The organism is Eubacterium limosum (assembly GCF_000807675.2).
Lineage (GTDB): Bacteria > Bacillota > Clostridia > Eubacteriales > Eubacteriaceae > Eubacterium > Eubacterium limosum.
Genome location: NZ_CP019962.1, coordinates 3,475,780 through 3,497,969, shown reverse-complemented (window position 1 = coordinate 3,497,969; position 22,190 = coordinate 3,475,780). Strand labels below are relative to the sequence as shown.

The following is a 22,190-nucleotide window of genomic DNA, read 5'->3' as shown; positions in this document are numbered from 1 at the left end:
CTGTCAGGTTGGTGCTCTGATCTTGTTGGGGCTTCTTTTGATCATCTTCTTTCACCTCCGGTGTAATGGATCTATTCTTGCCGGGAAGCTGCGGACATCAGGGACATGCAGCTTAAACCGGCCAAAAAACCAAAAAGGACAATGCCATAGTAAAAACTTGGCATTGTCCCAAATGCAGTGAGCATACCGAAAAGCCCTAAAATCAAACAGATCAATAAAAAAACGATCACTGCCAGACTAAACTTTAAGGTATGGTCTATTTTCATTTCATATCGGACGTTAACATACAGTACGACACAGGTTCCAATCAGACTGGACAAGATAAAAATTCCGATTGCTATGAGCACAGTTATAATGATATTCAAATAAATTTTCCTCCTTTTGCCCTAAGACGATCTATTCTCAGATCTAGACCATAAGAGCAATAAATCACTTCCCTACACAGAAAAAGGCCACCTTTTGAGACGCTATCAAAGGGTGGCCTTAACTTTAAATCAATTTTTCATTTTCAAGAATATGACATATATCTCGAAAATTTTCATAGGTAAAACACGAAATTTGATGTTCGACACAGTATTTCTCAAGTCGTTTATCTCGTTTTGCTAAAACAACATCTGCCGCTTCTGCACCTTCAAAATCAGATATACCATCTCCAATAAAAATCACAGGAATATTGTAACTTTGATAGTTTTGAATGATTTTTTTCTTATCGATCCCATTTTTATGAGGATACTCTGATGGATGCAATTTTAGACATCCTGACAAAAATTGGATTTGATTTGATAGGATTCTTGATGGCGGTATATCGATACTAGCAGCTTTTAAACTATAAAAAATATTTTGAAATGCTCCTGCACTAACAATGGTATAATCATATCCTTCTTTAATAAAGTCCTTGAAAGTTGGATCAATAACAATATTTTGTTCTAAAAAACGGATATAAGTTTTTTCTGTTAAATTGGAAGCTTCTAGCAATTCTTGAATATATTTAGCAATAGATATCTCTTTTTTATGGAGCCTTTCTTCATATTTTTTTTGCATTTCAGGTACAAAATGCCTGGCAATTGTTGTTGTGCTGTCATTTACAGAGATTGTACCATCAAAATCAATAATGAATTTATATTTTTTTCGATTCTTCATCTATCAGCAGACATTTGCATCTTTTCTAAATTTCTTAACCTCATCCATGAACGCTTTAACTCGCTGTTTGTCAACATGATTTTCAAATATGCCATCTTTTTTAAAGGTTGTCCCTACTACTGCACCATCGGCTAAAGAAAGTTGTTCTCGAACATTTTCCAAACGTACTCCTGTATTCGCAAAGACAACCGTATCAGGAACTGTATCTTTAACACGTTTTAGCACTGCTGCGTCCGTTTCTGTCCCCGCGGTCAAGCCAGAAACACATAATGCATCTGGACGATTGTTAAATACTGTTGATTTTGCAATTGATACAATATCGCGTTCACCCAAATAAGCCGCAGCTTCTGGAACAATATTGAACAGTAATTTTACATTCTCTGCACCAATATATCGTTGGTGACGAATTGTCTCCCCAACATTTGTATCCCACAGACCAAAATCCGACCCATAGACACCAGTAAATATCTCCCTAACAAAGCATGCGTCAACTGCCACAGCCAGATCTAAGGATTTTTTTGCATCCCAAAGTACATTCACACCATACGGAATCTCGATCAACGGTTTAATTTCTCCGATGACACGTGCCATAGCCGCAACGGTTTCTGTTTTTACATTAGTTAGATATGGTAGAGAAAATTCATTTGAAAACATTACTGCATCCACGCCACCTTCCTGAAGCGCTAAAAAATCTTCTCTTGCATGACGGATTACTTTTTCCATCCCACCTGCTTTGTCAAAATGAGGATCGCCTGGAAGTGCATCCAAGTGACACATTGCAATTACCGCTTTTTCTGTAAATAATTTATCTTTTAACCAAGTCATTCTTTATTTCTCCTTTATTATATATTATTCTTTCATTGCATATTTTTTTACAAAAACCATCAATCCGATGGTAATAATAACCAATATTCCTAAACCGGCGTATCCTAAAAATCCTAAATTTGCGATAATAAAATCAAAAACATTACCTGCCCACAGCGAACTAACCTCTTGTCCGGCTTCAGAGACACCACCTTGAACTGCCAATGTCGTAAAGTAAGGAGATACCCAGGTAGCAATATATAAGATACCGATCATATTGATAATACCGCTTATTAATGTTTTCAAAATATTTCCCTTATGGATAATGGTGGCCATACAGATATAAAACGCTGCAAAAGCCAAATCTGCCAGTGGAAGAACCTTATTGCCTGGAAGAATCGTTGCAATGACCAGTGTAATAGGAATAATAAGGGTTCCTATAATCATTGTTGTTGGATGACCAAGCGTCACAGCTGAATCCAAGCCAATGTACACTTCCCTACCAGAAAAATGTTTAGCAAAGAATCCTTTGGCTGCTTCAGAAAGAGGCATTAATCCCTCAACTATAATTTTAATCATTCTCGGGAAGAGAACCATAATCGCACAGACGCCCATAACAAGGTTCGCGCTGTCTTTAAATCCATACCCTGCCAGTAGGCTTAGAATAATACCAAGGATTGCCCCAATGATTACTGGATCTCCTATAAAGCCCACTTTATTTTGGAGTTTTTTGATATCAAGTTCTGAATTATTAATAAATGGAATCTTTGAATAAAGTTTATCTAAAATCACAAATAGTGGTACACTACTTGCAGCATAACCTTGAGGGATCGATATACCTTCTACACCAATCTCATTTTGAACACGCTTCGCTGTATAGTCAGCCGAAAGCAACGACCAAGTCGCTTGAATTAGTGCAGCACCCATCCCTACAATCACATTTCCAGTTATCAGATTAACTACGGCACCAGTAAAAGCATAATGAGAATAGTTGAAAATATCAATATTCATCGTCTTTGTAGCGCCAATTGCCAGTAAGATAACATTTAACAGAAAAACACAAGGGATGATTAATGCGCCAACCATTGTCGAAAAAGCAACGCCTGCGCCTGCAGCTGAGCCAAGATCAATTACAGTCAAATTGAACCCAAAACGTTCAACTATTAAATTTACCGCTGGTGACAAAATACTTGAAATTAGACCAACGGCTAGATTAAATCCAATAAAACCTACACCTACGGTAATGCCCGATTTCAATGAACGAAAAAATCCCAAACCAAAGAATAATCCGATCACAAACAGAACAATAGGAACAAAAACGGTCGATCCTAATGATAAAATATAATCAAAAACTGCTTCCATACTCTCTCCCCCCTGACAGTTTAATTTTTCAGAATATCCAAAATCTTTTGAGCCGCTTCATCCTCGCCAATTCCAATGAGAAACGGGGTACCAACCACAACCGGCAGCCCGTAATCCTCCTGCAATTTCATCGATGTGATAAAAAGATCCGCTCCTTTGTACATCTCAAGTTCACTCAGTTGCACTTGACTTAATGTATATTGAATATCATTTTTGTCGAGAATCTCCCGAACTTTCTCTGAAATGATCGAAGACGTAGCCATACCTGTTCCACAGGCGACAATTACTTTTTTCATGATTTTACTCTCCTTTCAAAATCAACATCTTTTCCAAAACGGGTCTTTTCATCTACACCCATTAAAAATCTTTCTAAAATAGTCACTATTCCTAAAGCATCTTCAAGGTTAATTACTTCCACTGGACTATGTGTATATCGGGTAGGTAGAGAAAGATTCGCCACCACTACCCGACTATTCTCAATCGCGATGTAGGCCGTCTCGGTCAGTATTCCGCAAGCAACTTCACGATTTAACGAAATTCCTGCATCCTTTGCTATTTCCTCTAAATGTGAAAGAAAACGCTTATTAGGAACAATCCCTGCCAAAGTACCACGGCTGTGGTGATTCATGTATGTTATTGCTGGTCCTTTTCCCAAAGCTATTTCCGACATTCCTTTAAGATCTGGCGTATCTGTCGCTGGTGTTACATCAATTCCCAAAACGATATCAGGGTCAATTGTCCGTACAGCAGGCATAATTCCTCGAGTGTTGAATTCTTCTTGAACGCTGAAGACCAAATAAATATCTGCTTTACATGCTTTGACATCTAAACATTCAGCAAGGTAAATCAATATTCCAACAGCTGCCCGATCATCCATCGATTTATTCGCAATACAATTGTTTTGGAGTTCCATAAATTCCGGTTTAAAACTTACCGGCGTTCCAACTTGAACCCCAGCTTCAAGTACATCTTCTTTGCTTACTGCTCCAATATCTATATATTGTTCCTGAACTGTCTTTTGTCCCTTTCTATCTGTTTCCGTCAACAAATGGTGCGATTTTACTCCAATGATTCCATTAACTTTTCCAAACTCTCCATCCAACTGAACCCTCTGCCCAGCAAGACATGTCGGATTTAATGAACCAAGTTTTTCACAGTAAACAAAACCATCGTCTGAAATGGCTTTAACCATCATACCTACTTCATCCGTATGCCCAAATAACATTACCTTCTTTTTTCCTACATTTTCTGGTGTCAGATGACAGATCAGGTTACCGAGATGATCAATTGTTACCTTTCCAAACTTTTCCAAGTGATCAGCCACAGAATGAATTACCGCGTCTTCATAACCGACATTGCCTTGCAGATCAGTCAATTCTCGAATGATTGTTTTTAATTTTTTCATTATTCTACTCACATTCTCTAAAAATTTCTTTCATCGTCATTACCAACTGTTTTGGTGTATTGCTTTCCTTGATTTTATGAATACACAGTGAATCTGATAAAAGTCCAGCCAAAAACGACAAGATTTTCAGATGCTCTTCACCACTTGAAAATACTAGTCCAATGACCAGATCCACATCAATATCTTCGAGTGTTTCAGCATTTTTAAATTTAATTGCGTGCTTTGGTCTGACAAAGAATAAGGTATTTTTGAGTACATATTCTGGATCCGTGTGACATATCGCAATATTTAAGCCATCCAGTTTCAATCCTGTGGGGTACTTTTTTTCACGTTCTATTATTTTTTTTCCATACATATCTGTAACAAACCCAGCTATAAACAGATCTTTTGAAACTGTGGTTAACATTTCCTCAGATGTCGAAAAATCAACATTACAATATACAAACTCTTCGTTAATCATCCCTCTCCCCCTTTCTCCAGTTTTTTAGATACGCTGCTAAACAACGTCCCTCTTTAATCTTTTGATCAAAAACATCATAAAAATTCAAGTCATTTGAAAAAGCATTAATTCGCATTACTGTATTAATTAAGAGCTCTTTTTCTTTCGATGCAATGAAAAATATCATCCGTACTTTAAGATTATCAGGAAAAATCACACCGTCCTTAATATACAATACGTGCATTCCAGAGCCCAACACACCAGCTTTCTCACCAGCATGAGGAATTGCCATGGAATTACGCAAGATAAAGTGTGCACCATATAGATGAATTGAATTTTCAATTTCTTCACAATAAGCTGTGTTAATAACATTTTTTCCAATTAATACCTGACTACATAGATGAAGCGCTTTACTCCAGTCTTCAATATGATCTATAATGGTAATATCATTTTCGGTCAAATGATCAAACAAACTCTTTTCCAACTTTTCTTCTTCAATGATCCCAGGAAAATTTTGTTTTAACTCACGAGTCAGACAATTTAAATCCGAAACTTTAACATACTTTTCCAGGACCTCTACTAATTTTTCCATCGGAATTTTTTGAGGATTTTTTCTTTGAATAATTCCAAATTCTTTTAGGTTTTTATCGTCTTCAAAGGTCAGAAAAGGAGAGATTGTCAAAACTGGAGTATCAATACCTTTTTTTACTTCAAAAGGTAGTTTAATTGTACTTATAACCACGGCAACATCATTGGTTAAATATTCAGAAATCTGATAGATTGATGCAGTTGCGACAATCGTTACATTGTAGTTTTTTTCCATAAAGTTTTTTAAAAGAACGGATGTCCCATAACCTGAAGGACAGACCAAAAGTACAACAATGTTTTTTCTGTTTTCTTCATCATGTCGTCTGATGGCTCCTAAAAAATGAATTGCAAAAAGGGCGATATCCGCATCATCATAACTAACCTTCAGTGGTTGAGATAATTTTCCAACATGTGCATTTAAACTTTCAATCAAATCCTGATAAGCTTCAGTTGCCTGAATATAAGTTTGACGATCTATTTCAAAAACACCTTTTGAACGATAAATCGTTCCCTTAACATGCTGATAGAGCCCTTCCAATAATATGGTATCCTCCGACAGATTAATCTCGAGATCTTGTCCAACCGCAGTGACCAACTTCGATACAAATATCTTAATAGCCAGTAGGTTTTTCTGATACGCACTATTGTAAAATTTATCACTATACTTAACAAGCATCGTCGTCATCTGATGCTTTTCTTCATCATTGATATCAACGTTCATTTGAGCAGCAAAGAGCTCTATGATTTTTTCAACATGCCGTTGTTCTTCTTTTGAAATCCGTTGTTGCTCTTTTTGTCTTGAGACAGCTTTGAGGCTGTATCCATATTTTATTCGATGCACATTCACTAGAATTTGTAACAAAAAATCTTCGAAAAAGCCCGTAAAAAGATAATTAGATGCAAGATCATTGATATGCATAAGCAATTTTTCAATATCCAACAAAGAAAAATCTTCAATCACCAAATGGTCTGCCGGATTAATCAATTCTTTTTTTCCTATTCCTGAAAAAAGAACCATATAAGAACTTTTATATTTGCGTGAGATGAACCTTCGTATGATTTTTTCATCCCCAGAAATCAGACGGCCAGTATCGATGAGAATTCCTTCTTTTTCCAAAATTGGTCGGATTTTTCGAAGATCAGACTTTATTGTATTTCTAGAAACTTCAAGAAAATCAGATTCTTTTCGGATATTGATCTTTCCAGTAAGGACAAGTTTAAACATTAAATAGTTTAAACGTTCCTGGGGATCAGATTTATAGATCGCCCGCAATTTTTTACCAAGTCCTTCAAAATCCTCAATTGTAGAATGGTAAACACCATTATTTGTCTTAATTATTTCAGGATATTTTAGTACAGACAGGTAGTAATTTAGATTATCCATTTCATAACGCACCGCATTTTCTGACAGACTCAGCTGATGTTGGATCTCTCTCATTGTTGTCTGAGGATGACTTTCAAAAAAATAAACCAGCTCAAGCAGTCTTTGATTCACTTTCATTGTTCCACCTCCTTTTTTCCGGTAGCGCCTTTGCACTTTAATCATAATGCCCGAGACGTATTTACACAATATTCATTTTTTTAAACTTTTTCCTGAAAAATTGACCCCTGAAAAATAAAAAGAGATCTGATATGCTGTAATCAATAAATTATCAAGGAGGTCTTTATGCAAAACTACATCATACCATCGCTGGCTTCGGCCAATCAACTCTGTCTTGGCACTGAAGCAGAATTAGTGGAACAAAAAGGGTATTCTGAACTTCATCTTGATATTGAAGATGGTAATTTTATCCATAATATCACTTTTGGAGAGAGAACATTGTTGTCCCTTCGCAATGTGAGTCCTCTTCATTTTAATGTTCATTTGATGGTCACGGAACCAGTGGCCTACCTTCCACTTCTGAAAAAGCTCAGCCCATGCAGTGTCTTTTTTCATGCTGAATCCACCCAACATATTGCAGAAGTTCTTTCTCTTTTTGAGGAAAATAATATAACCGTTGGGTTGGCCTTTTTGCCTTTTACTGCTCTTAACAATTATGCATATCTTATCCAACGTTGTCATTCGATTTTGTTAATGACTAGCGAACCTGATGGAAAAAACCAGTGTTTTATTGACACTATGGTCGATAAAATTAAAAAAGCTAGTCAAGATTTCCCTCAACAGGCAATCTGGACTGATGGAGGCATTTCTTTTAATCGAGCCAAAACCCTTTTATCTGCTGGCGTAAAAAAGGTTGTAATTGGTAGGGATTTTTTTAGTAATCTTTAGTCCAACTTAAAATCACCTTCCAACATTAACTTAGCATAGATCAAACCTTTATAATAAGAAGCCACTCTTGAAACGGATTGTTTATATTAAAAATTCTGTTTCAGGTACCTAGATTTATTATATTTTGAAATATCAAATCACTTCAACGCAAAAAATGAAAAAAGGCGCTATGCGCCTTTTTCAAGTTTTTGTCCATTTCTGCTTTTTATTTGCTGGCTTTACGTTTTCTTCTGGCGAATAAACCCGCACCGCCAATTCCGAACAATGCGAGAATGCTGGCGATTAATCCAGTGCTGCGTGTCTGGCTGATCCCGGTATTCGGACCGTTTGTACCATTATCCGTACCGTTCTGATCAACGACGGTGCCAGTGCCGGTTGTCGAACCACCAGCTCCACCGTTGCTGCCATCATTCACATTACCGGCTCCGCCATTTCCATCTTGTCCTGGATTTTGTGCGGCTTCATTATCGGCAACTAATTGATCCATCTGTTTCACCAGATCGGCTAACTTTTGTACCATGGCAGGATCAACTTTCGATTTCGCATTTTCGGAGAGTGCATTGTACATGTCTCTGGCTGCATAGACTGCGCCTTTATCATCCAATGTGAGTTCACCCGGATTTTTCAGCGCGCCGACCACTGTTTCAACCTGATCGGCTGCTTGTTCGTCTTTCAGATCGGTGATTTTATCTTCGGCCTGATCCAGTTTATCATAAACTTCTTTGTCCATCATCGCTTTGGCTTCAGGAGAAAGTGCGTCGTAGGCATCGGATGCCCGCTGTACGGCTTCTTTGTCTTCCAGTGTCAGATCATCAAGATCCTTGAGGTCATTGATGATATTCGTCACATTTTCAACGTCAAGCACATCAATCTGGTGTACCAGACTGTCAAGAGCTGCCTTGGTATTGGCATCCATGTACTGTTTCTGTTCGTCGGTCAGGGCATTATAGGCATTAACAGCAGCTTTCACAGCCTCTCGGTTTTCTAAGGTTAAATCATCGACCGAAGGTAACGCTTCAATCTGATCAGTAACCGCGTCTGCGGTATGAATATTGTCAATCACCTTAACCGCAGCTTCCAGTTTGTTAACGGCAGCTGGATCGACTAATGCTTTCTGGGTATCGGTTAATCCGTTATAGGCTTCGCTGGCTTCTGCCACCGCTGTTTCCGCATCACGATCTATAACTGAAGGTAAGCTGTTGATCTGATCAGTGACCGTTTTTGCGGCTTCAACATCAATCTTGTGTTGTTCAATGAGTTTGGCCATCTGGGTTTTTGCATCTTCTAATTTCTGAACAACGGCCTGTTCCATCATATCTTTCTGAGTGTCGGTCATGGCGTTGTAGAGATTCGCCGCGTCGTTGACCGCTACTTCATCGCTCAGCTGTAACGCGTCCGTCCCCGGTAATGCATTGATCGCCTCGGTGACCGTTTTAACCGCTTCTTCGTCCTGCATATGCTGAAGCTTGACTTCGGCCAGTTTCTTTTCCGCATTGGCAAGGGTCTTCACTGCGCCTTCTTTTTCAACAATGGCTTTCTGATCATCCGTTAAACCGGCATAAGCGGCTCTGGCAGCTACGATTTCAGCTTCATCCTCAAGCTCAATGTCATTAACGCCTGGCAGGGTATTGATCTGATTGATCACTTTGGACGCTTCTTTCAGGTCATTGGCTTCTTTTTCGAGCTGAGCAATTTTTGACTCTGCTGAGGTCAGCTTACTTACGGTCTGGCTGCTGACCATGGCTTCTGCCTTATCGTTTAGTGCATCATAGGCGGCTCTTGCTTCTTCAACCGCTGCTTTATTTTCCAAGGTAATGGTATCCGGCAGAGCATTGATCAGGTCGGTTACTTTCTGTGCCGCTGCCTGATTTTCTGCCTGTTCTTTCTTCAATGCTTCGATGGTTGATTCCGCATCGGTCAGCTTCTGGTAGTTATCGACCAGATTTTTCTGATCCTGTGTCAGCTGATCGTATTTTTCTCGAGCCGAGGTAACACTGTCTTCGGCATCCAGTGTAACGTCTGCTGGTATCTGGTTGATGGCAGCTTTTACTGCGTCCGCTGCTTTCTGATCGGCTTCATGATTCGCTTTCAGTTCTGTGACTTTCTGAACAGCTTCAGTGAGCTTCTGGACGTTGTCCTGAGAAACATAATCCTTCTGAGATGCGGTCAAGCCATTGTAGGCTGATTCAATTGCTTTTACGGGATCGTAATCTTTATAGGTAAGCTCATCTGTTGGTTTAATCCCGTTAATCTGATCCGTCACCTTCTGCGCAGCTTCCCGATCCGCTGCCTGGTCTTTAATGGCCTGCTGCAATGAGAAGAAGTTGATGGTGTAGGTGATGGTGGCCGGGTTGCCATCTTTATCAGTTAGTCCAGTAATGGTGAAAGTGAATGAATGACCGGCAAGGGCTTGATAATCGCCTAACCAGCTGTAGGACGGGTTAATGATAATGGCGGAGCCGCTGCCATAACCACCCGTGTTGACTGTCCACCAGTTATCATTAAAATCCGGATTGGAGCTTGAGCTGACATAATTAAATTCAGTGGTAGTGCCATCATCTTTTGTGATGGTCACTTTCATACCGCTTGGACTGGTGACTTTATAGTCTGTTCCCAGAGATACGTTGAAAGGTGCACCGTACATGGTTGAACTGCTGATCAAAGCTTCAATGGGGAAGAAACCGTTATTAGGGAATGCGACATTTTCCCGGTCTGGATTGTCAACTGCCGTGTAAGTCAGTACAAAATATTTCCAGCTGCTTCCTTTGGCTGCTCCAAAGCCCACAGTCTTCAAATCGGGATCGAGTAACCATCTGCGGTGACCGAGGGAAGTCCCATTTTGATCATCATCGTCACCAAACTGCATGAGTAACAGATCGTAAATGCTGTAACCATGGCTTCCCATGGAAATATTGGACGAGTGCAGCCCTTTGATCGCGTCCTCGTTTCCACTGCCATCAGCTGCATTATGTGGGTTACCGCTTTCAAAGTTTGTGTCTGCCAGATAGTCGGAACCGGCCTGGGCATATTTGTTATCCTCTTGAGAAATCGTCACTTCACCGAGTCCGCAAAGCGCACGGAAAAAGTTAATGAGTCCCAATGCGGCTTCCTGGCTCTGCTGCGACAAGGTGCCGTCTGCATTATAGGTTTCTTCAATCATTGCAAACAGGTCGCCTTCCTTCGATGCGTCATGATATGGGGACACGTACTTGTTATACAGATCCACAATATCTTTCTGGGTTAAACTCTGGCCATAGTTCTGGGCCGTCTGCATTGCGGCTTCCATGAACTGCTGCGTATTCTGGGCTGCCTGAACTTGGGCGTCCTGTACAGTTGTGTTCTGTACATTTGAATCTACTATCATATTTCCTTGTTCCTTTTCCTCTTTATTTTTGATCTCGTCTTTAACTTTATTGTCCTCAGTTACCGTTGGAGTTTTATCATCCTCCTTTACTTCGGCATCTGTTTTTTCATCCTGAATTTGTTCACCATCGGTTTTGTCTGCGTCCAGATCACTTGTGTCTTTATCTGTGCTGTTTTCATCCTGAATTGTTTTATCGGTGGACGCATCTACTGGTGGCTGCACCAGATCGTTTGCGAGATCATTCTCAATGGACTGATCGGTATTGATGTCTGTATCCGGTGTTTCCATCGTATCATCTACGATTTCTTCGTCTGCTGAAGCATTGCTGTCCTCAATCAATTCATCTTCAAAACCAGTGTCCTCAGTGTATGAATCCTCTTCCCCGTATCCGGCATCTTCCGCATAAGAGGTGTCTTCTTCATATTCTGGTTCTTCTGAACAAGAATAGTCTTCATCATTGGCGGACACTTCTGTTTGTGTGTCTGCCAAATCGGACGTCTCTGCTTCAACGTTAGTGTCTTCAACGCTGTTAGCAATGACCTCATTAGCTGCTGCCAGCTCTTCGTTTGATACGTTATTAACTTCCTGCTGTGCCTCTTCGGTTACGACCATTTCCAGGTTTGCCCGATCCGCGGGTAATTCTTCTGCTAATACTTGCCCACCTGACAATACTGAGAATGCTGCCACGCCACTAACAACGCCTGCTCCGATAGCTACTTTCTTTGCTGATTTGATTACGCTTGATACTTCATTATTGTTCTTCATTTTTTATTTCCTTCTTTCTTGAATTTAAATCGTTAATTTTTGAATTCTCGCGTAAAATCATAGTTATATTTTACGCTCATTTTGTTACATAGTCAACATAAATATGCTCTTTTTGAAACATCTCTCTTACGCTATTTTTACAATTTTCATCCCCCCTTTCTATGCTTAAATAGACCTTAGCCATTTTTTTAATATGCTTCTATGTCTTTATTTATGGGGCTTTCAAGACTTTCGGTCACGTGACCGGTTATTATCTCTCAGCCGCACATTCTATATTTTGTGTATGTATTGATAAGCTTTGGGTTTTCATATAAACTAAATCTTCATTCCAATCCTTTGTGTATTTTGGAGTATCTATTTTTAGTTCATATCTTCCAGGATATTTTTCTTCGATCAGTTCCTTGAATTTAATACAAAAATCAGGCCCTCTTCTTTTTCCAAATCTATCTGGTGGATCATTATCAACGGATAATACAACAACATTGATTTCCGGATGATTTTCCAGATAATGAAAAACTTTCTCATGTTTTAATCCGTTCATACTAAACCATGTATCTTCTAGCGCTGTTTTAAGTCGATGTGGTGCAAATGTTTTAAATATGGTCATTCTGCTGAGAAGATCAATAGGCGATTCAAAGATTCGCATCCGGTCGTTTATTCCTTTTATTTCAAAACCATATTTTTCATCATCCCCAATACATTTCTGGAATTTCTTTCCATCACGGTCATAGGTTCCTCGCAAGAATGCACCAACGACTTCCTGATTGAAATTTTTGTAAAGAAACACACAATTGTGAAAATCACCACTTTCATAAAGAACATGGTGATCTACGAGCTTTTGAACAAAAGCTTTATCCAGCATTCTTTTCTTTGTTAAATAAGCAAAAAGCCGATTGTAGGTATTGCTTTTGGGAGGCAGTTTAAATTCTTTCTTTTGATTTATTCTGCTTTCCTTGTTTTCCCATCTCTTTTTCGTATTGCCTATATTTTGGCGGATCAATGCTTGATAATCCTTTTTTGAAATTTCTTCGGACAAGTCATAACCTTTGAGTTTTACCATTTCATTGATAGCTTCTACTTGATCATAGGCTTCACCAGTTTGAACTTCATGCAGCCAACGGACAAAGAGAATCGGGCCGCCACGGTCAAATGCAACACTGTCCGGCGAGAAGTTTTTCCAACCCCAACCGTCCAAAGTAACATTAAGACCATTCCAATCCCCTTGCGGGTCTGGATGCTTATAATCACTGCCGACTTTCTTGAGCTCAAAGCCAATTAACTGACAATATTCAAAAATTGACATTGTGTTCGCTATTTGAACTTTCTCTTGATACCGCATTGATCTTCCTCCTGTATTTAGACAATAAAAAAATCACTCAACTGAGTGATAAAATTTAGTGCCAGAAAAGGCTATTTTTTTAGATTTTATTTTTACTTCCATATTTAGGGCAACAGATTATCTTAGCACGATAACTCTGTTTACAGTCAAACCTACAATCATTGCATTTAGACGCATAGGATATGTTTTTATTTTCATCAAGAAAAAAAGCATTGCTGGATACTTTTCTTATTTTTGAGCATTTATCGTTCTGTGGGTATATATCCATGAACGTTATTTGTTTCATAGTCCGGAATGCCAATATTCCTTTCTATTATTTTTAATTTACTTTCCCATGCGGATAACTGCTGTCGTTTTGCCATATAAGATTTTTGTGCTTTTCCTAACTGTTCATTAAATTTTTCGATCCTTACACTTAAAAAATCAGCTGTTTTTTGTAGTTCATTGTGTCGATAATTAAGCCCTTCTTCTCTTTTATTAAGTTCTGCTTCCCACTGTTTAAGGTAGGCTTCCTTCTCATTCAGTTGAGCTTCTTTCAGGGCCATATTCTTGTATTTCATAATGATACCTCCATAATCATTTAAACATTAAGCATTTTTTTAAACCGGCTCAAACCTACTCAAATAGCGGGATGCACGACTTCCGGTCACGTGACCGGCAGTGTATTCTACATTTTACCGCCCATCTTCATCTATCTCGTTAGAGCCGATGTATCCCTCCGATTCAAATGTTTCTCTCCATTCTTCCTGATCATTAATTTCTTTTTTAAGATTCTCAAGGCTCACTTCATAATCCCTTGAGGCTGATGCATTTTCTGATACAGCCTGTGCTGCCAATTCTATAAGATCACAGTCTTTTGATTTGAAAAGATCCATTACCTCATCTGCTTCGCAACCAAGCATGGCAGATAACACAGTGGTTAATTCTTCCTCATAACTTTCTTTGACTTTTGTCATTTTTTTCTCCTTAGGATATTGTTAGATTTTTGGGGTTTTGGGGTCTAAGGGGGAGTTTGTGTCAAAAGTCCACCTAAATCCCCAAAATCGTGGTATAATTAATACATAATCTTAAAATAATCGGGAGGGTATTCTTATGGATTTCATTATTGGAAATAATCGTCATCAAGGGATGTTACTTCCAGACTGTATCGAGGATTATGTCGATGAAAATAATCCTGTACGTGTCATTGATGCTTATGTTGATACCTTAGATTTCGAAAATCTCGGATTTAATAAGTGGAAACCCAATCAAACAGGCCGCCCGATGTACTCGCCACGTGATCTTCTAAAACTTTATATTTATGGCTATATGAATCACGTGCGTTCTTCCAGGCGTCTGGAAATTGAGACCAAACGAAACCTCGAAGTGATTTGGCTGCTTCAAAAACTTTCCCCGGATCATAAAACCATTGCCCGCTTTCGCCAGCAAAATCCAACGGCACTTAAGAATGTCTTTAAAAACTTTGTACAGCTCTGTACCCAATGGGAGCTTTACGGTAAAGAACTGCTTGCGATTGATGGCAGCAAATTTAAAGCCTGGAATACCAAAGACCGCAACTTCACCAAAAACAAACTAAAGGATCGGATTCAGCATATCGAAGAAAAAATCGAAAGCTATCTTGATGCTTTAAATCAGAATGATGCACTTGAAAATCAAAGCACTTCTGAAATATCCAGCGATATAAGCGAAGTTATTCATCAGCTCACTGACCGCAAAACACTTTATGAATCTTTTTTAGCGGAGCTCGCTGAAAGCGACGAAACCCAAATTTCGCTTACCGATCCCGATAGCCGTCTGATGAAAACTAAAAACGGGCTTGATGTCTGTTTGAATATTCAAACCGCTGTCGACAGTAAAAACAAAATGATTGTTGAATTCACGGTTGAAAATCAAGCTCAGGATAAAAATTTAATGGGTCCTTTAGCTCAAAAAGCGGCAGATTTATTGGAAGTGCCCGCCATGACCGTCGTTGCAGATAACGGCTACGACAGTGTAAGTGATGTGGCTCAACTTTATCTCAGTGGTCATCGTCCTGTTGTTGCTGGAGGGGATTATGAATTTTGTATTCCTACAGATGCGGCAAATACTGAAAAGATTACCGACTATGATTCGAACGTTGCACGCGCGATTTATCTTCCAGAGCGTAATATTTTCATCTGTCCACTAGGAAAAGTGTTAAGGCCCTGTACTTATAATAAAAATAAACATGTTGCCAAATACGATAATACACAAGCCTGTAGACACTGTCCTAAAAAATGTACAAAAATGCGCTATTACCGCGCCGAGCGTGTCATGAAACCGTCAGAATACACCAAGGCCTTCGATGATTCCGACTTATTCCTTCGAAAAGTTCACATCTTTCAAAATAAAGAGATCGTTCGACAAAGAAAGGCCATTGTTGAGCACCCCTTTGGAACCGTAAAACGCGCAATGGGCATCTCCTATCTTTTACTGAAAGGCAAGCAAAAGGTAGAAGGTGAGATTGCGCTTGCTTTTCTTGCCTTTAATCTTAAAAGAGCCATCCATATCATGGGAATCCAGCCATTAATCCAAGCAATCCGAGCATAGCGCTTCTTTTTTTGCTCTTTTTTCAAAGTTCAACCTTTACCCAGGGGTTTGGGGACGGAGTCACCAACAAGAGACTGTGTTTTGACACAGTCTGGGGGCTTGCCCCTTTCAATTTTTTCTGTTTGGAACAAACGGAAAAACAAGATTGCGATTGTTGGACGTTTTGGTGAAACCAAAATGTCCGACAATGGCGTATCTTGCCCATCCCTCTTACGAGGGTTGGTAGGCTTTGCCGATAAAATAAACCCATGCTCGGTTTTCAATGCTTCTAAAATTGTTCTGAATTTTCATTTTCTTCTCCTTTTTTATCGAATCTATTGTACAATCTTAGCGCATACTCTGGCAGATCGCCTATTGGCATATCTTTATAATTCTCAGCTTTCGCGTAAAAGCCAATTGTTGGTAGCCATATATCATCTACCGGACAGTACGCCTGGTATTCACCATAACATATTTCCATAACTAGGCTGGTACCCATACTTTCTATATAATCATGCTCGAAAATCAATTCATTTTTGACATTACGCTTTACTGTGCAGCGGCAAAGCGTTTTAACATCAATCTTGTAATTCCTAAAATCATTTTCACTACGAATGTACCATTCATTATCTATGATCAAAGGAAATCCCATAATCCACCCACTACCAACTTTTCTTTTTGCTTTGTAAATGTGAGCTTCTTTATTGATAGCCATATCTATATTGTTTTCCATTTTACTGTCCTTCATTTTCAATTTTTTAACTTAAGCATGTAATATATATTCTATTTATAACATATCTCGCACTAGATAAAGCAAAATGGCGGTTGCGATCAACCACACTAAGAAATTAAATTCTCCGCAATGCAAACCTCCGTAATATTCCTCCATTCCGAAGCGAATGTCCATCCGTTCTGATCGTGGACTATATACAAAAGTTCCTTTTTCATCTTAATCTTCTCAATTATTTTATTTCTAAAAATTCTATTTTTTCGTTGGGATTGTTAATCTTCATCTGTAGTCCAGCGGGCTGACCAAACTGTATATGACGGTCTGGAGCTGAGTAGGTACACTAAAGTTGCCTGTGAACAAAACGCTTTTTTTTTGATCTCCAAGTTCTTCAAAAAATCCCTTTTTTATTCTTTTTTAAAAAGAGGCTCAAGTATTGCCCTCTCTTCACGATACAATTCTTCTAATTTCTCGTTGTATTTTTTCAATACTTCGGCGATTTTCATTTTCTTATTTCTCCTAACAAGATTTTACAACTTTATTTTTGTACAGATAACTTTTCGGTTACCGTATTTTTATCAATTGATCCCTTTTGTCCATTCAACTCTTCGATCAGTTCGCTTTTTAATTTCGGGTATAATTTTATTTCAAAAAACATTTGGGCTGCTTTAATAACCTCCTGCTTAATTCTTTCTTCACTGCAACAGGCACGATCCACCAAATCGTGAATTGTCTGTGCTACCATTTTAATACTTTCACTTTGTTCATTGAGTCTTTTCGCATAAGCTTCTAGGCTGACTTCTTTTTCGCCCACTAAAGCCTCACGAATTCCAGCTTCAATTTCTGTTTTGTCGGCATACATAAACGCATCTCTTATTTCGTTCTCTTTCTCTAAATTAATTTGTTTTTCTTTTATTTTAAAAAGTTCGTTTTCCTTTTCTTTTATTTTAGAGTTCATTTCATGAATTTCTGTCTCATACTGTTGCTGTATTTTTGAAATTTCTTGATTATATTGTTCCGACAATTTACGGCGTTCATCTTCTAAGTTTCGGGTCTGGCTAACTGCAATGATCTGACTGTTTTTTACCATCTCATTTTGCAGATTTTCGATCTCGATATTTCTCTCACTTAACTGTTGTTCTAGCGCATCTATTTTCTTTTGCGCTGCCTGAAGCTCAAGCAAGACTTTTTCATTTTTTTCAGCTTTGATTTTTTCCCACTGGTCTTTAATTTCTTCGTGCCCTTGTTCCCTTGCAATTTCTGCAAGGAAATCTTTTAACAGCTCCTCAAGCACTGAATCAACACCATCAAAAAGACCATGCTCGTCGCTGAAGATCATCTCGTACAGTTCTTGGGTCTGTTCTTCTGTTAAAAATTTTTCTTCATTTTCATCATCCAGTTCCAATGCTGCTACTTCTTCAGCAATTTCGTAATTTACATCCATTTGTCCCTCCATAAGGATTTTTTCAACATGGCTCTAGACCAGACTACAAGCGGGTTTCAAGACTTTCGGTCACGTGACCGCTTTTCCGGAAAACAAAAAAGGGCTTGTCAGCCCGATGTTATTTCATCCATTTCATCATCATACTCATTCATATTTGCAAAATATATTTTTAATGCTTTTTCAATAATTTCTTGAATTTCTTTAGGCTTTTTCTCACTAAAATACTCATTCTTGATTTCTTTTGGCAGTTTTACACTAAATGAAGCATTTCGGTTGTTTTGCTTCTTACCTTCGAAAACTTCTCGAATCATCTCTTCATTCAGCTCTCTTTTTTCCATTTTATCTTTAAGTATTTTAGAGATTTTTTCATCAATTGGCTTTTTATATTCCCGGCTCATTTGCATGACAAATTTCTGATCTTCCAGAGAGAGTACCGATAGATTTAAAGCTACCTTCATGGCCATTTTTTTATCATCTACTTCGCCTTTTATTTCCTCGCAGCATTTGTATAACTGTAAGTATCGACGTCGTGTCCGTTCTGAGATACCATGAAACACTCCCGATTCTTCTTCATCATCCGATGATAAGCTTTGCTGTATTTTTTCACTGAGGTTTTCTTTCTTTACTTCTTCAACCAGTAAATGAACAATCTCAGCTCGTTCAGAAAACTTCAAGTCGTTAAAGCCCCTCTGTTGAATGATGGCATCCAAAGTGACGTACTGCGCATCAGCATCTGAGTATTCTTCCAGAATGTACGGGATCGTTGTCTTTCCAGCAAGCTCTGAACAATGTACTCTATTTCTGCCATTTAAAATCTCATATTTACCAATTTGAATTTTTGACTCTCTGATGAGAATTGGCTGAAGCACACCAAAAGCTTTAATGCTTTCAACCATCTCCTTCTCTTTCTCCTCACCATATAATGGTATTGGATGAAAGGGTGAAGGAACCAATAAAGATATGTCAATCTCGTCTCTGGTTGTTTTATCTTTATTATAACCTGCTATATATGTATTATCGGGTTTTGTTGCTCCCAAAAATTCTGACATATCAAAATCAAATTTTTCATCCATACAAACACCTCCTAGTAGTTTGAATCAATTTCTTCGGCTAATTGTTGATAAGCAAGCCCTACCGGGTTTTTCTTGTCATAAGCTCGCACAGCCGCCTTTGCAAGTACAGATTCAGGTGCTTTAACAGATGTTGGGATCATTGTTTTAAATACATTTAAATCTTCCCCAAATCTGTTTTTTACCTGTTTTTCTAAATCCTGAGTCAAGCGCAATCGCCCTTTATACATTGTAAAAAGTATTCCTTCAATTTCTAATTTTGGGTTAAGACCACCATGGCCGAAACCCCTTTTTATAATCTCTATGTTCTTTAATAGCATGTTGAGGCCATCAACCGCATATGGCTCAGACTCGATTGGTATAATGACAGAGTCTGCTGCTACAAATGCATTTAAAGTTAACTTAGAAAGTGTCGGTCTACAATCAATAATGACATAATCATAACCTTTGCCATATTGTTTTACTATTTCATCAAGAATTTGCTCTGTATTGGGCGTAACGTAAAGGGCTCGCTCAGCTACTTCCAAAACCACATTCGCCGCTATAAATTCAAAGCCATTTTTGAAAATAACCACTTCTTCTGCAGGCGGCAGTATATCTTCATAAGACACACCATTATCAACGCCAGTAACATAGTTAATCATGTTTTCGATCAAATTTGTCAACGTGATATGATCCTTACTGTGTGGGTTCGTACCACAATGCCGCGTCATATTTGATTGCGGATCATTGTCGATTAAAAGAACCTTTCTTCCTCTTTGCTGTAACTCATAGGTAAGGTTTATGGCTGTCGTTGTCTTCCCGACACCGCCCTTTTCGTTTGCCACCGCAATTACTTTTGTTTTCATTCTAATCTTCTCCTTTGTAAAAAAAATACACTCCCTCCCGAGTGTTATTGGTGGTGATTTCCGGTATCGAACCGGTTCAGTTATTTTCTTCCAAAGAATCACCATAAAAAATAAAAATGACGTAAGTATTGCTGCTTTATATTTGATTACTGCTATGAGATCACAAACTCGATAACAAAACAATACGCCAGGAATATAACATGGTTAGTTTTTGAACGCGGCTCATTCCACCGCCCTGGAGATTTACCCACACACCTTGCTTCACCGCCAAGCTTTGCTCTACGTCACGCCATTGATGTGCTGCCCTTTCTATATGGACACCAAGTTCTACTCCGTTATGTGTCTTCGCTTATTTGCTCAATAATGACTTATTGAAGGATTTACCATGATTATTTACTTCAACATATTGCTTGAGCTTCAAGAGTGTCCATTGGCAACTCTCTGGCTAAATACAGAACCCATTCTTTTAGCCAGGCTATATATCCCTATTGCGCTGTTGTGGTTACAATGTTTTCCACATAAATCTTTTCCCCGTCCTTCATCCGAAAGATTTTTCACCATCTAGATTCATCGATAAAATAAAGCAAATCTAATGCTGTGCAGTTGGCTCGAACCAACGCCACATGCAGGAGCGTTTCTCAAAAACTTTCTTATTAAATTTCATAAGACCAATTTATATGTGTTTTGGCAAGTGGGAGATTTGAACTCCCATTCTTTATAGCTAGAAAAATCTACAAAGCGTCTGCCATTGACTTAACTTGCCACGCAATTAATTCATTGATTCTGTTAAGTCTTCTAAATTCAGATCTAAAACTTTTGCGATTTTCACAATTGTTGTAAATCCAGGATTACGTTTACCTGTTTCCAGGTAGTTCACCGTTGCCTGTGAAATGCCGGCTTTTGCCGCCAGCTGGCTCTGATTTAGGTTTTTTTCTTCTCTGGCAGTTCTAATAATTTCACCAATCGTCATCATGTCACCTCATTTAGCAGTCATACATATAGAGCGCTTATCTTTAAACGTATACATTTTTAGAAATAAAATCCTTGACAATTTTTATAACAATTGTTATAATATGGTCATAAAGAAAATAATAAATACAAAAAAGTAGTAAACAAAATCAAAAGGGTTTGTTATAAAACAAAAAAAATAGGCGTCTAAAAAATTATAATTTTTTAGACGCCTATTTTTTTTACAGGTTATACATTTTCACTATTTTATAAAAGTGGGCACGGCTTATATCCAGCATTTCTGTGGCTTCTTCGCATGTGATCTTCTTACTCCTCCAGTCAGAAGTGATCTGCTGGAAATATTTCATGTCAATTTTCTTTTTAGGTCTTCCGAATTTAACGCCTCTTTTTTTTGCTGCTGCAATTCCTTCTCTCTGTCGTTGATTAATTTTTTCTTTTTCTAATTGTGCAAAATATGATAAAATCTGTAATACAATATCGGACAGAAATTTCCCCGTCAAACCATTTTTATTTACTCTGGTATCCAGTAATGGCATATCTAAAACGACAATATCAGCTTCAATTTTTCGATTAATTACATGCCAATTTTCTATAATTTCGTCATAATTTCTGCCCAATCGGTCGATTCCATGAATAAATAGAATATCTTCTTTTTTAATTATTTTTAGTAGTGCTTCATATCCAGGCCGTACAAATGTCCCACCTGTAATTTTATCTGTAAAGATATTTTCTTCACAAATCCCCTGCGCTGTCATTGCATCAATTTGCCGCCAAAGATTCTGATCTTTAGATGAAACACGTATGTAACCATATTTTTGAGTCATAATAAATCCCCCTTTTGACTAAGAATGTTTATTTGCACTCTATATGTACGTGTTCATTATATGCTATTTTTTTCCTTTATTAAATTCTACGCTCACGTGACTGAATCTCTCAAAAGCTATATAAGAAAAGGAATTTGGGACTTTTTATAATATTCTTACCTTCAAAATAAAATAATTATATAGTGTTACACAAATTTTCATTAAATTATAGCTAAATAGAAAAATCTATAAAAAGATATAAAATAAAAACAGCTTTAAAAATCTTGATATTCTATCTTTGTAGTTA

At 38.1% G+C, this 22,190-nt stretch carries 20 protein-coding genes and 2 pseudogenes; 2 read left to right on the top strand and 20 right to left on the bottom strand.

The features are described 5' to 3' along the window. Positions 1 to 71: 71 nt before the first annotated feature. The 8 genes from B2M23_RS16355 to B2M23_RS16320 form a co-directional block, all read right to left on the bottom strand. Positions 72 to 365, bottom strand: coding sequence for a hypothetical protein (locus tag B2M23_RS16355; protein WP_038352311.1), 294 nt, complete (start codon positions 363 to 365; stop codon positions 72 to 74). Positions 366 to 489: 124 nt separating this feature from the next. After that, complete coding sequence (locus B2M23_RS16350) at positions 490 to 1,140, bottom strand: HAD-IB family phosphatase (protein ID WP_038352310.1); 651 nt, start codon at positions 1,138 to 1,140, stop codon at positions 490 to 492. A 3-nt stretch (positions 1,141 to 1,143) separates the two neighbouring features. Then, the gene (locus tag B2M23_RS16345; protein ID WP_038352309.1) at positions 1,144 to 1,965 is read right to left on the bottom strand and encodes a BtpA/SgcQ family protein; all 822 of its coding nucleotides are present in this window, start codon (positions 1,963 to 1,965) and stop codon (positions 1,144 to 1,146) included. 24 nt (positions 1,966 to 1,989) lie between these two features. Further along, a complete protein-coding gene (locus B2M23_RS16340; protein ID WP_038352308.1) occupies positions 1,990 to 3,306 on the bottom strand; it encodes a PTS galactitol transporter subunit IIC in 1,317 nt (438 codons plus the stop codon). A gap of 20 nt (positions 3,307 to 3,326) precedes the next feature. Beyond that, positions 3,327 to 3,602 carry a PTS sugar transporter subunit IIB gene (locus B2M23_RS16335; protein ID WP_013380183.1) on the bottom strand — a complete coding sequence of 92 codons (276 nt, stop codon included), beginning with the start codon at positions 3,600 to 3,602 and terminating at the stop codon, positions 3,327 to 3,329. Further along, positions 3,599 to 4,711 carry a M42 family metallopeptidase gene (locus B2M23_RS16330; RefSeq protein WP_013380182.1) on the bottom strand — a complete coding sequence of 371 codons (1,113 nt, stop codon included), beginning with the start codon at positions 4,709 to 4,711 and terminating at the stop codon, positions 3,599 to 3,601. The genes B2M23_RS16335 and B2M23_RS16330 overlap by 4 nt, the downstream gene beginning before the upstream one ends. A gap of 4 nt (positions 4,712 to 4,715) precedes the next feature. Continuing rightward, complete coding sequence (locus tag B2M23_RS16325; RefSeq protein ID WP_013380181.1) at positions 4,716 to 5,171, bottom strand: PTS sugar transporter subunit IIA; 456 nt, start codon at positions 5,169 to 5,171, stop codon at positions 4,716 to 4,718. Next, positions 5,164 to 7,239 (bottom strand): BglG family transcription antiterminator, encoded by a 2,076-nt coding sequence (locus tag B2M23_RS16320; protein ID WP_038352307.1) that lies wholly within the window; start codon positions 7,237 to 7,239, stop codon positions 5,164 to 5,166. The genes B2M23_RS16325 and B2M23_RS16320 overlap by 8 nt, the downstream gene beginning before the upstream one ends. Before the next feature lie 165 nt (positions 7,240 to 7,404). On the opposite strand from B2M23_RS16320, the gene B2M23_RS16315 reads away from it, so the two are divergent. After that, positions 7,405 to 8,007: a beta/alpha barrel domain-containing protein gene (locus B2M23_RS16315; protein WP_038352306.1), complete on the top strand. Its 603-nt coding sequence runs from the start codon at positions 7,405 to 7,407 to the stop codon at positions 8,005 to 8,007. Between the two features lie 205 nt (positions 8,008 to 8,212). Here B2M23_RS16315 and B2M23_RS16310 read toward each other — a convergent pair whose 3' ends face one another. The 4 genes from B2M23_RS16310 to B2M23_RS16295 form a co-directional block, all read right to left on the bottom strand. Beyond that, complete coding sequence (locus B2M23_RS16310) at positions 8,213 to 12,136, bottom strand: CAP domain-containing protein (RefSeq protein ID WP_038352305.1); 3,924 nt, start codon at positions 12,134 to 12,136, stop codon at positions 8,213 to 8,215. Between the two features lie 250 nt (positions 12,137 to 12,386). Continuing rightward, a complete protein-coding gene (locus tag B2M23_RS16305) occupies positions 12,387 to 13,475 on the bottom strand; it encodes a DUF3991 and TOPRIM domain-containing protein (RefSeq protein ID WP_038352304.1) in 1,089 nt (362 codons plus the stop codon). 242 nt (positions 13,476 to 13,717) lie between these two features. Next, positions 13,718 to 14,035, bottom strand: coding sequence for a hypothetical protein (locus B2M23_RS16300; RefSeq protein ID WP_038352303.1), 318 nt, complete (start codon positions 14,033 to 14,035; stop codon positions 13,718 to 13,720). A gap of 114 nt (positions 14,036 to 14,149) precedes the next feature. Then, positions 14,150 to 14,431, bottom strand: a complete 282-nt coding sequence (locus B2M23_RS16295) for a hypothetical protein (protein ID WP_038352302.1) — start codon at positions 14,429 to 14,431, stop codon at positions 14,150 to 14,152. Positions 14,432 to 14,567: 136 nt separating this feature from the next. Between B2M23_RS16295 and B2M23_RS16290 the strand changes: the two genes are divergently transcribed. Continuing rightward, entirely contained in the window at positions 14,568 to 16,043 is a 1,476-nt protein-coding gene (locus B2M23_RS16290) for an IS1182 family transposase (protein ID WP_038354278.1), read from the top strand. A gap of 268 nt (positions 16,044 to 16,311) precedes the next feature. On the opposite strand, the gene B2M23_RS16285 is transcribed toward B2M23_RS16290, so the two are convergent. From B2M23_RS16285 to B2M23_RS16260, 8 genes and pseudogenes are all read right to left on the bottom strand, one after another. Next, complete coding sequence (locus tag B2M23_RS16285; RefSeq protein WP_052237439.1) at positions 16,312 to 16,755, bottom strand: hypothetical protein; 444 nt, start codon at positions 16,753 to 16,755, stop codon at positions 16,312 to 16,314. A gap of 54 nt (positions 16,756 to 16,809) precedes the next feature. Continuing rightward, positions 16,810 to 16,950 (bottom strand): annotated as a pseudogene (locus B2M23_RS21310) (DUF5348 domain-containing protein); the annotation flags it as partial. 337 nt (positions 16,951 to 17,287) lie between these two features. Further along, complete coding sequence (locus B2M23_RS16280; RefSeq protein WP_038353768.1) at positions 17,288 to 18,193, bottom strand: hypothetical protein; 906 nt, start codon at positions 18,191 to 18,193, stop codon at positions 17,288 to 17,290. Between the two features lie 107 nt (positions 18,194 to 18,300). Further along, positions 18,301 to 19,266, bottom strand: coding sequence for a ParB/RepB/Spo0J family partition protein (locus tag B2M23_RS16275; RefSeq protein ID WP_038353769.1), 966 nt, complete (start codon positions 19,264 to 19,266; stop codon positions 18,301 to 18,303). 11 nt (positions 19,267 to 19,277) lie between these two features. Continuing rightward, entirely contained in the window at positions 19,278 to 20,111 is an 834-nt protein-coding gene (locus tag B2M23_RS16270) for a ParA family protein (RefSeq protein ID WP_038353770.1), read from the bottom strand. A gap of 685 nt (positions 20,112 to 20,796) precedes the next feature. Further along, a pseudogene (locus B2M23_RS20980) lies at positions 20,797 to 20,874 on the bottom strand. A 6-nt stretch (positions 20,875 to 20,880) separates the two neighbouring features. Beyond that, a complete protein-coding gene (locus B2M23_RS16265; protein ID WP_013380164.1) occupies positions 20,881 to 21,084 on the bottom strand; it encodes a helix-turn-helix domain-containing protein in 204 nt (67 codons plus the stop codon). A gap of 217 nt (positions 21,085 to 21,301) precedes the next feature. Then, complete coding sequence (locus tag B2M23_RS16260) at positions 21,302 to 21,904, bottom strand: recombinase family protein (protein ID WP_013380163.1); 603 nt, start codon at positions 21,902 to 21,904, stop codon at positions 21,302 to 21,304. Between the last annotated feature and the right edge of the window lie 286 nt (positions 21,905 to 22,190).

Excerpts from the sequence above, each read along its gene's own strand:
- B2M23_RS16350 (WP_038352310.1), bottom strand. The coding sequence starts at position 1,140 with ATGAAGAATCGAAAAAAATATAAATTCATTATTGATTTTGATGGTACA.
- B2M23_RS16345 (WP_038352309.1), bottom strand. The coding sequence starts at position 1,965 with ATGACTTGGTTAAAAGATAAATTATTTACAGAAAAAGCGGTAATTGCA.
- B2M23_RS16340 (WP_038352308.1), bottom strand. The coding sequence starts at position 3,306 with ATGGAAGCAGTTTTTGATTATATTTTATCATTAGGATCGACCGTTTTT.
- B2M23_RS16335 (WP_013380183.1), bottom strand. The coding sequence starts at position 3,602 with ATGAAAAAAGTAATTGTCGCCTGTGGAACAGGTATGGCTACGTCTTCG.
- B2M23_RS16330 (WP_013380182.1), bottom strand. The coding sequence starts at position 4,711 with ATGAAAAAATTAAAAACAATCATTCGAGAATTGACTGATCTGCAAGGC.
- B2M23_RS16325 (WP_013380181.1), bottom strand. The coding sequence starts at position 5,171 with ATGATTAACGAAGAGTTTGTATATTGTAATGTTGATTTTTCGACATCT.
- B2M23_RS16320 (WP_038352307.1), bottom strand. The coding sequence starts at position 7,239 with ATGAAAGTGAATCAAAGACTGCTTGAGCTGGTTTATTTTTTTGAAAGT.
- B2M23_RS16315 (WP_038352306.1), top strand. The coding sequence starts at position 7,405 with ATGCAAAACTACATCATACCATCGCTGGCTTCGGCCAATCAACTCTGT.
- B2M23_RS16310 (WP_038352305.1), bottom strand. The coding sequence starts at position 12,136 with ATGAAGAACAATAATGAAGTATCAAGCGTAATCAAATCAGCAAAGAAA.
- B2M23_RS16305 (WP_038352304.1), bottom strand. The coding sequence starts at position 13,475 with ATGCGGTATCAAGAGAAAGTTCAAATAGCGAACACAATGTCAATTTTT.
- B2M23_RS16300 (WP_038352303.1), bottom strand. The coding sequence starts at position 14,035 with ATGAAATACAAGAATATGGCCCTGAAAGAAGCTCAACTGAATGAGAAG.
- B2M23_RS16295 (WP_038352302.1), bottom strand. The coding sequence starts at position 14,431 with ATGACAAAAGTCAAAGAAAGTTATGAGGAAGAATTAACCACTGTGTTA.
- B2M23_RS16290 (WP_038354278.1), top strand. The coding sequence starts at position 14,568 with ATGGATTTCATTATTGGAAATAATCGTCATCAAGGGATGTTACTTCCA.
- B2M23_RS16285 (WP_052237439.1), bottom strand. The coding sequence starts at position 16,755 with ATGGAAAACAATATAGATATGGCTATCAATAAAGAAGCTCACATTTAC.
- B2M23_RS16280 (WP_038353768.1), bottom strand. The coding sequence starts at position 18,193 with ATGGATGTAAATTACGAAATTGCTGAAGAAGTAGCAGCATTGGAACTG.
- B2M23_RS16275 (WP_038353769.1), bottom strand. The coding sequence starts at position 19,266 with ATGGATGAAAAATTTGATTTTGATATGTCAGAATTTTTGGGAGCAACA.
- B2M23_RS16270 (WP_038353770.1), bottom strand. The coding sequence starts at position 20,111 with ATGAAAACAAAAGTAATTGCGGTGGCAAACGAAAAGGGCGGTGTCGGG.
- B2M23_RS16265 (WP_013380164.1), bottom strand. The coding sequence starts at position 21,084 with ATGATGACGATTGGTGAAATTATTAGAACTGCCAGAGAAGAAAAAAAC.
- B2M23_RS16260 (WP_013380163.1), bottom strand. The coding sequence starts at position 21,904 with ATGACTCAAAAATATGGTTACATACGTGTTTCATCTAAAGATCAGAAT.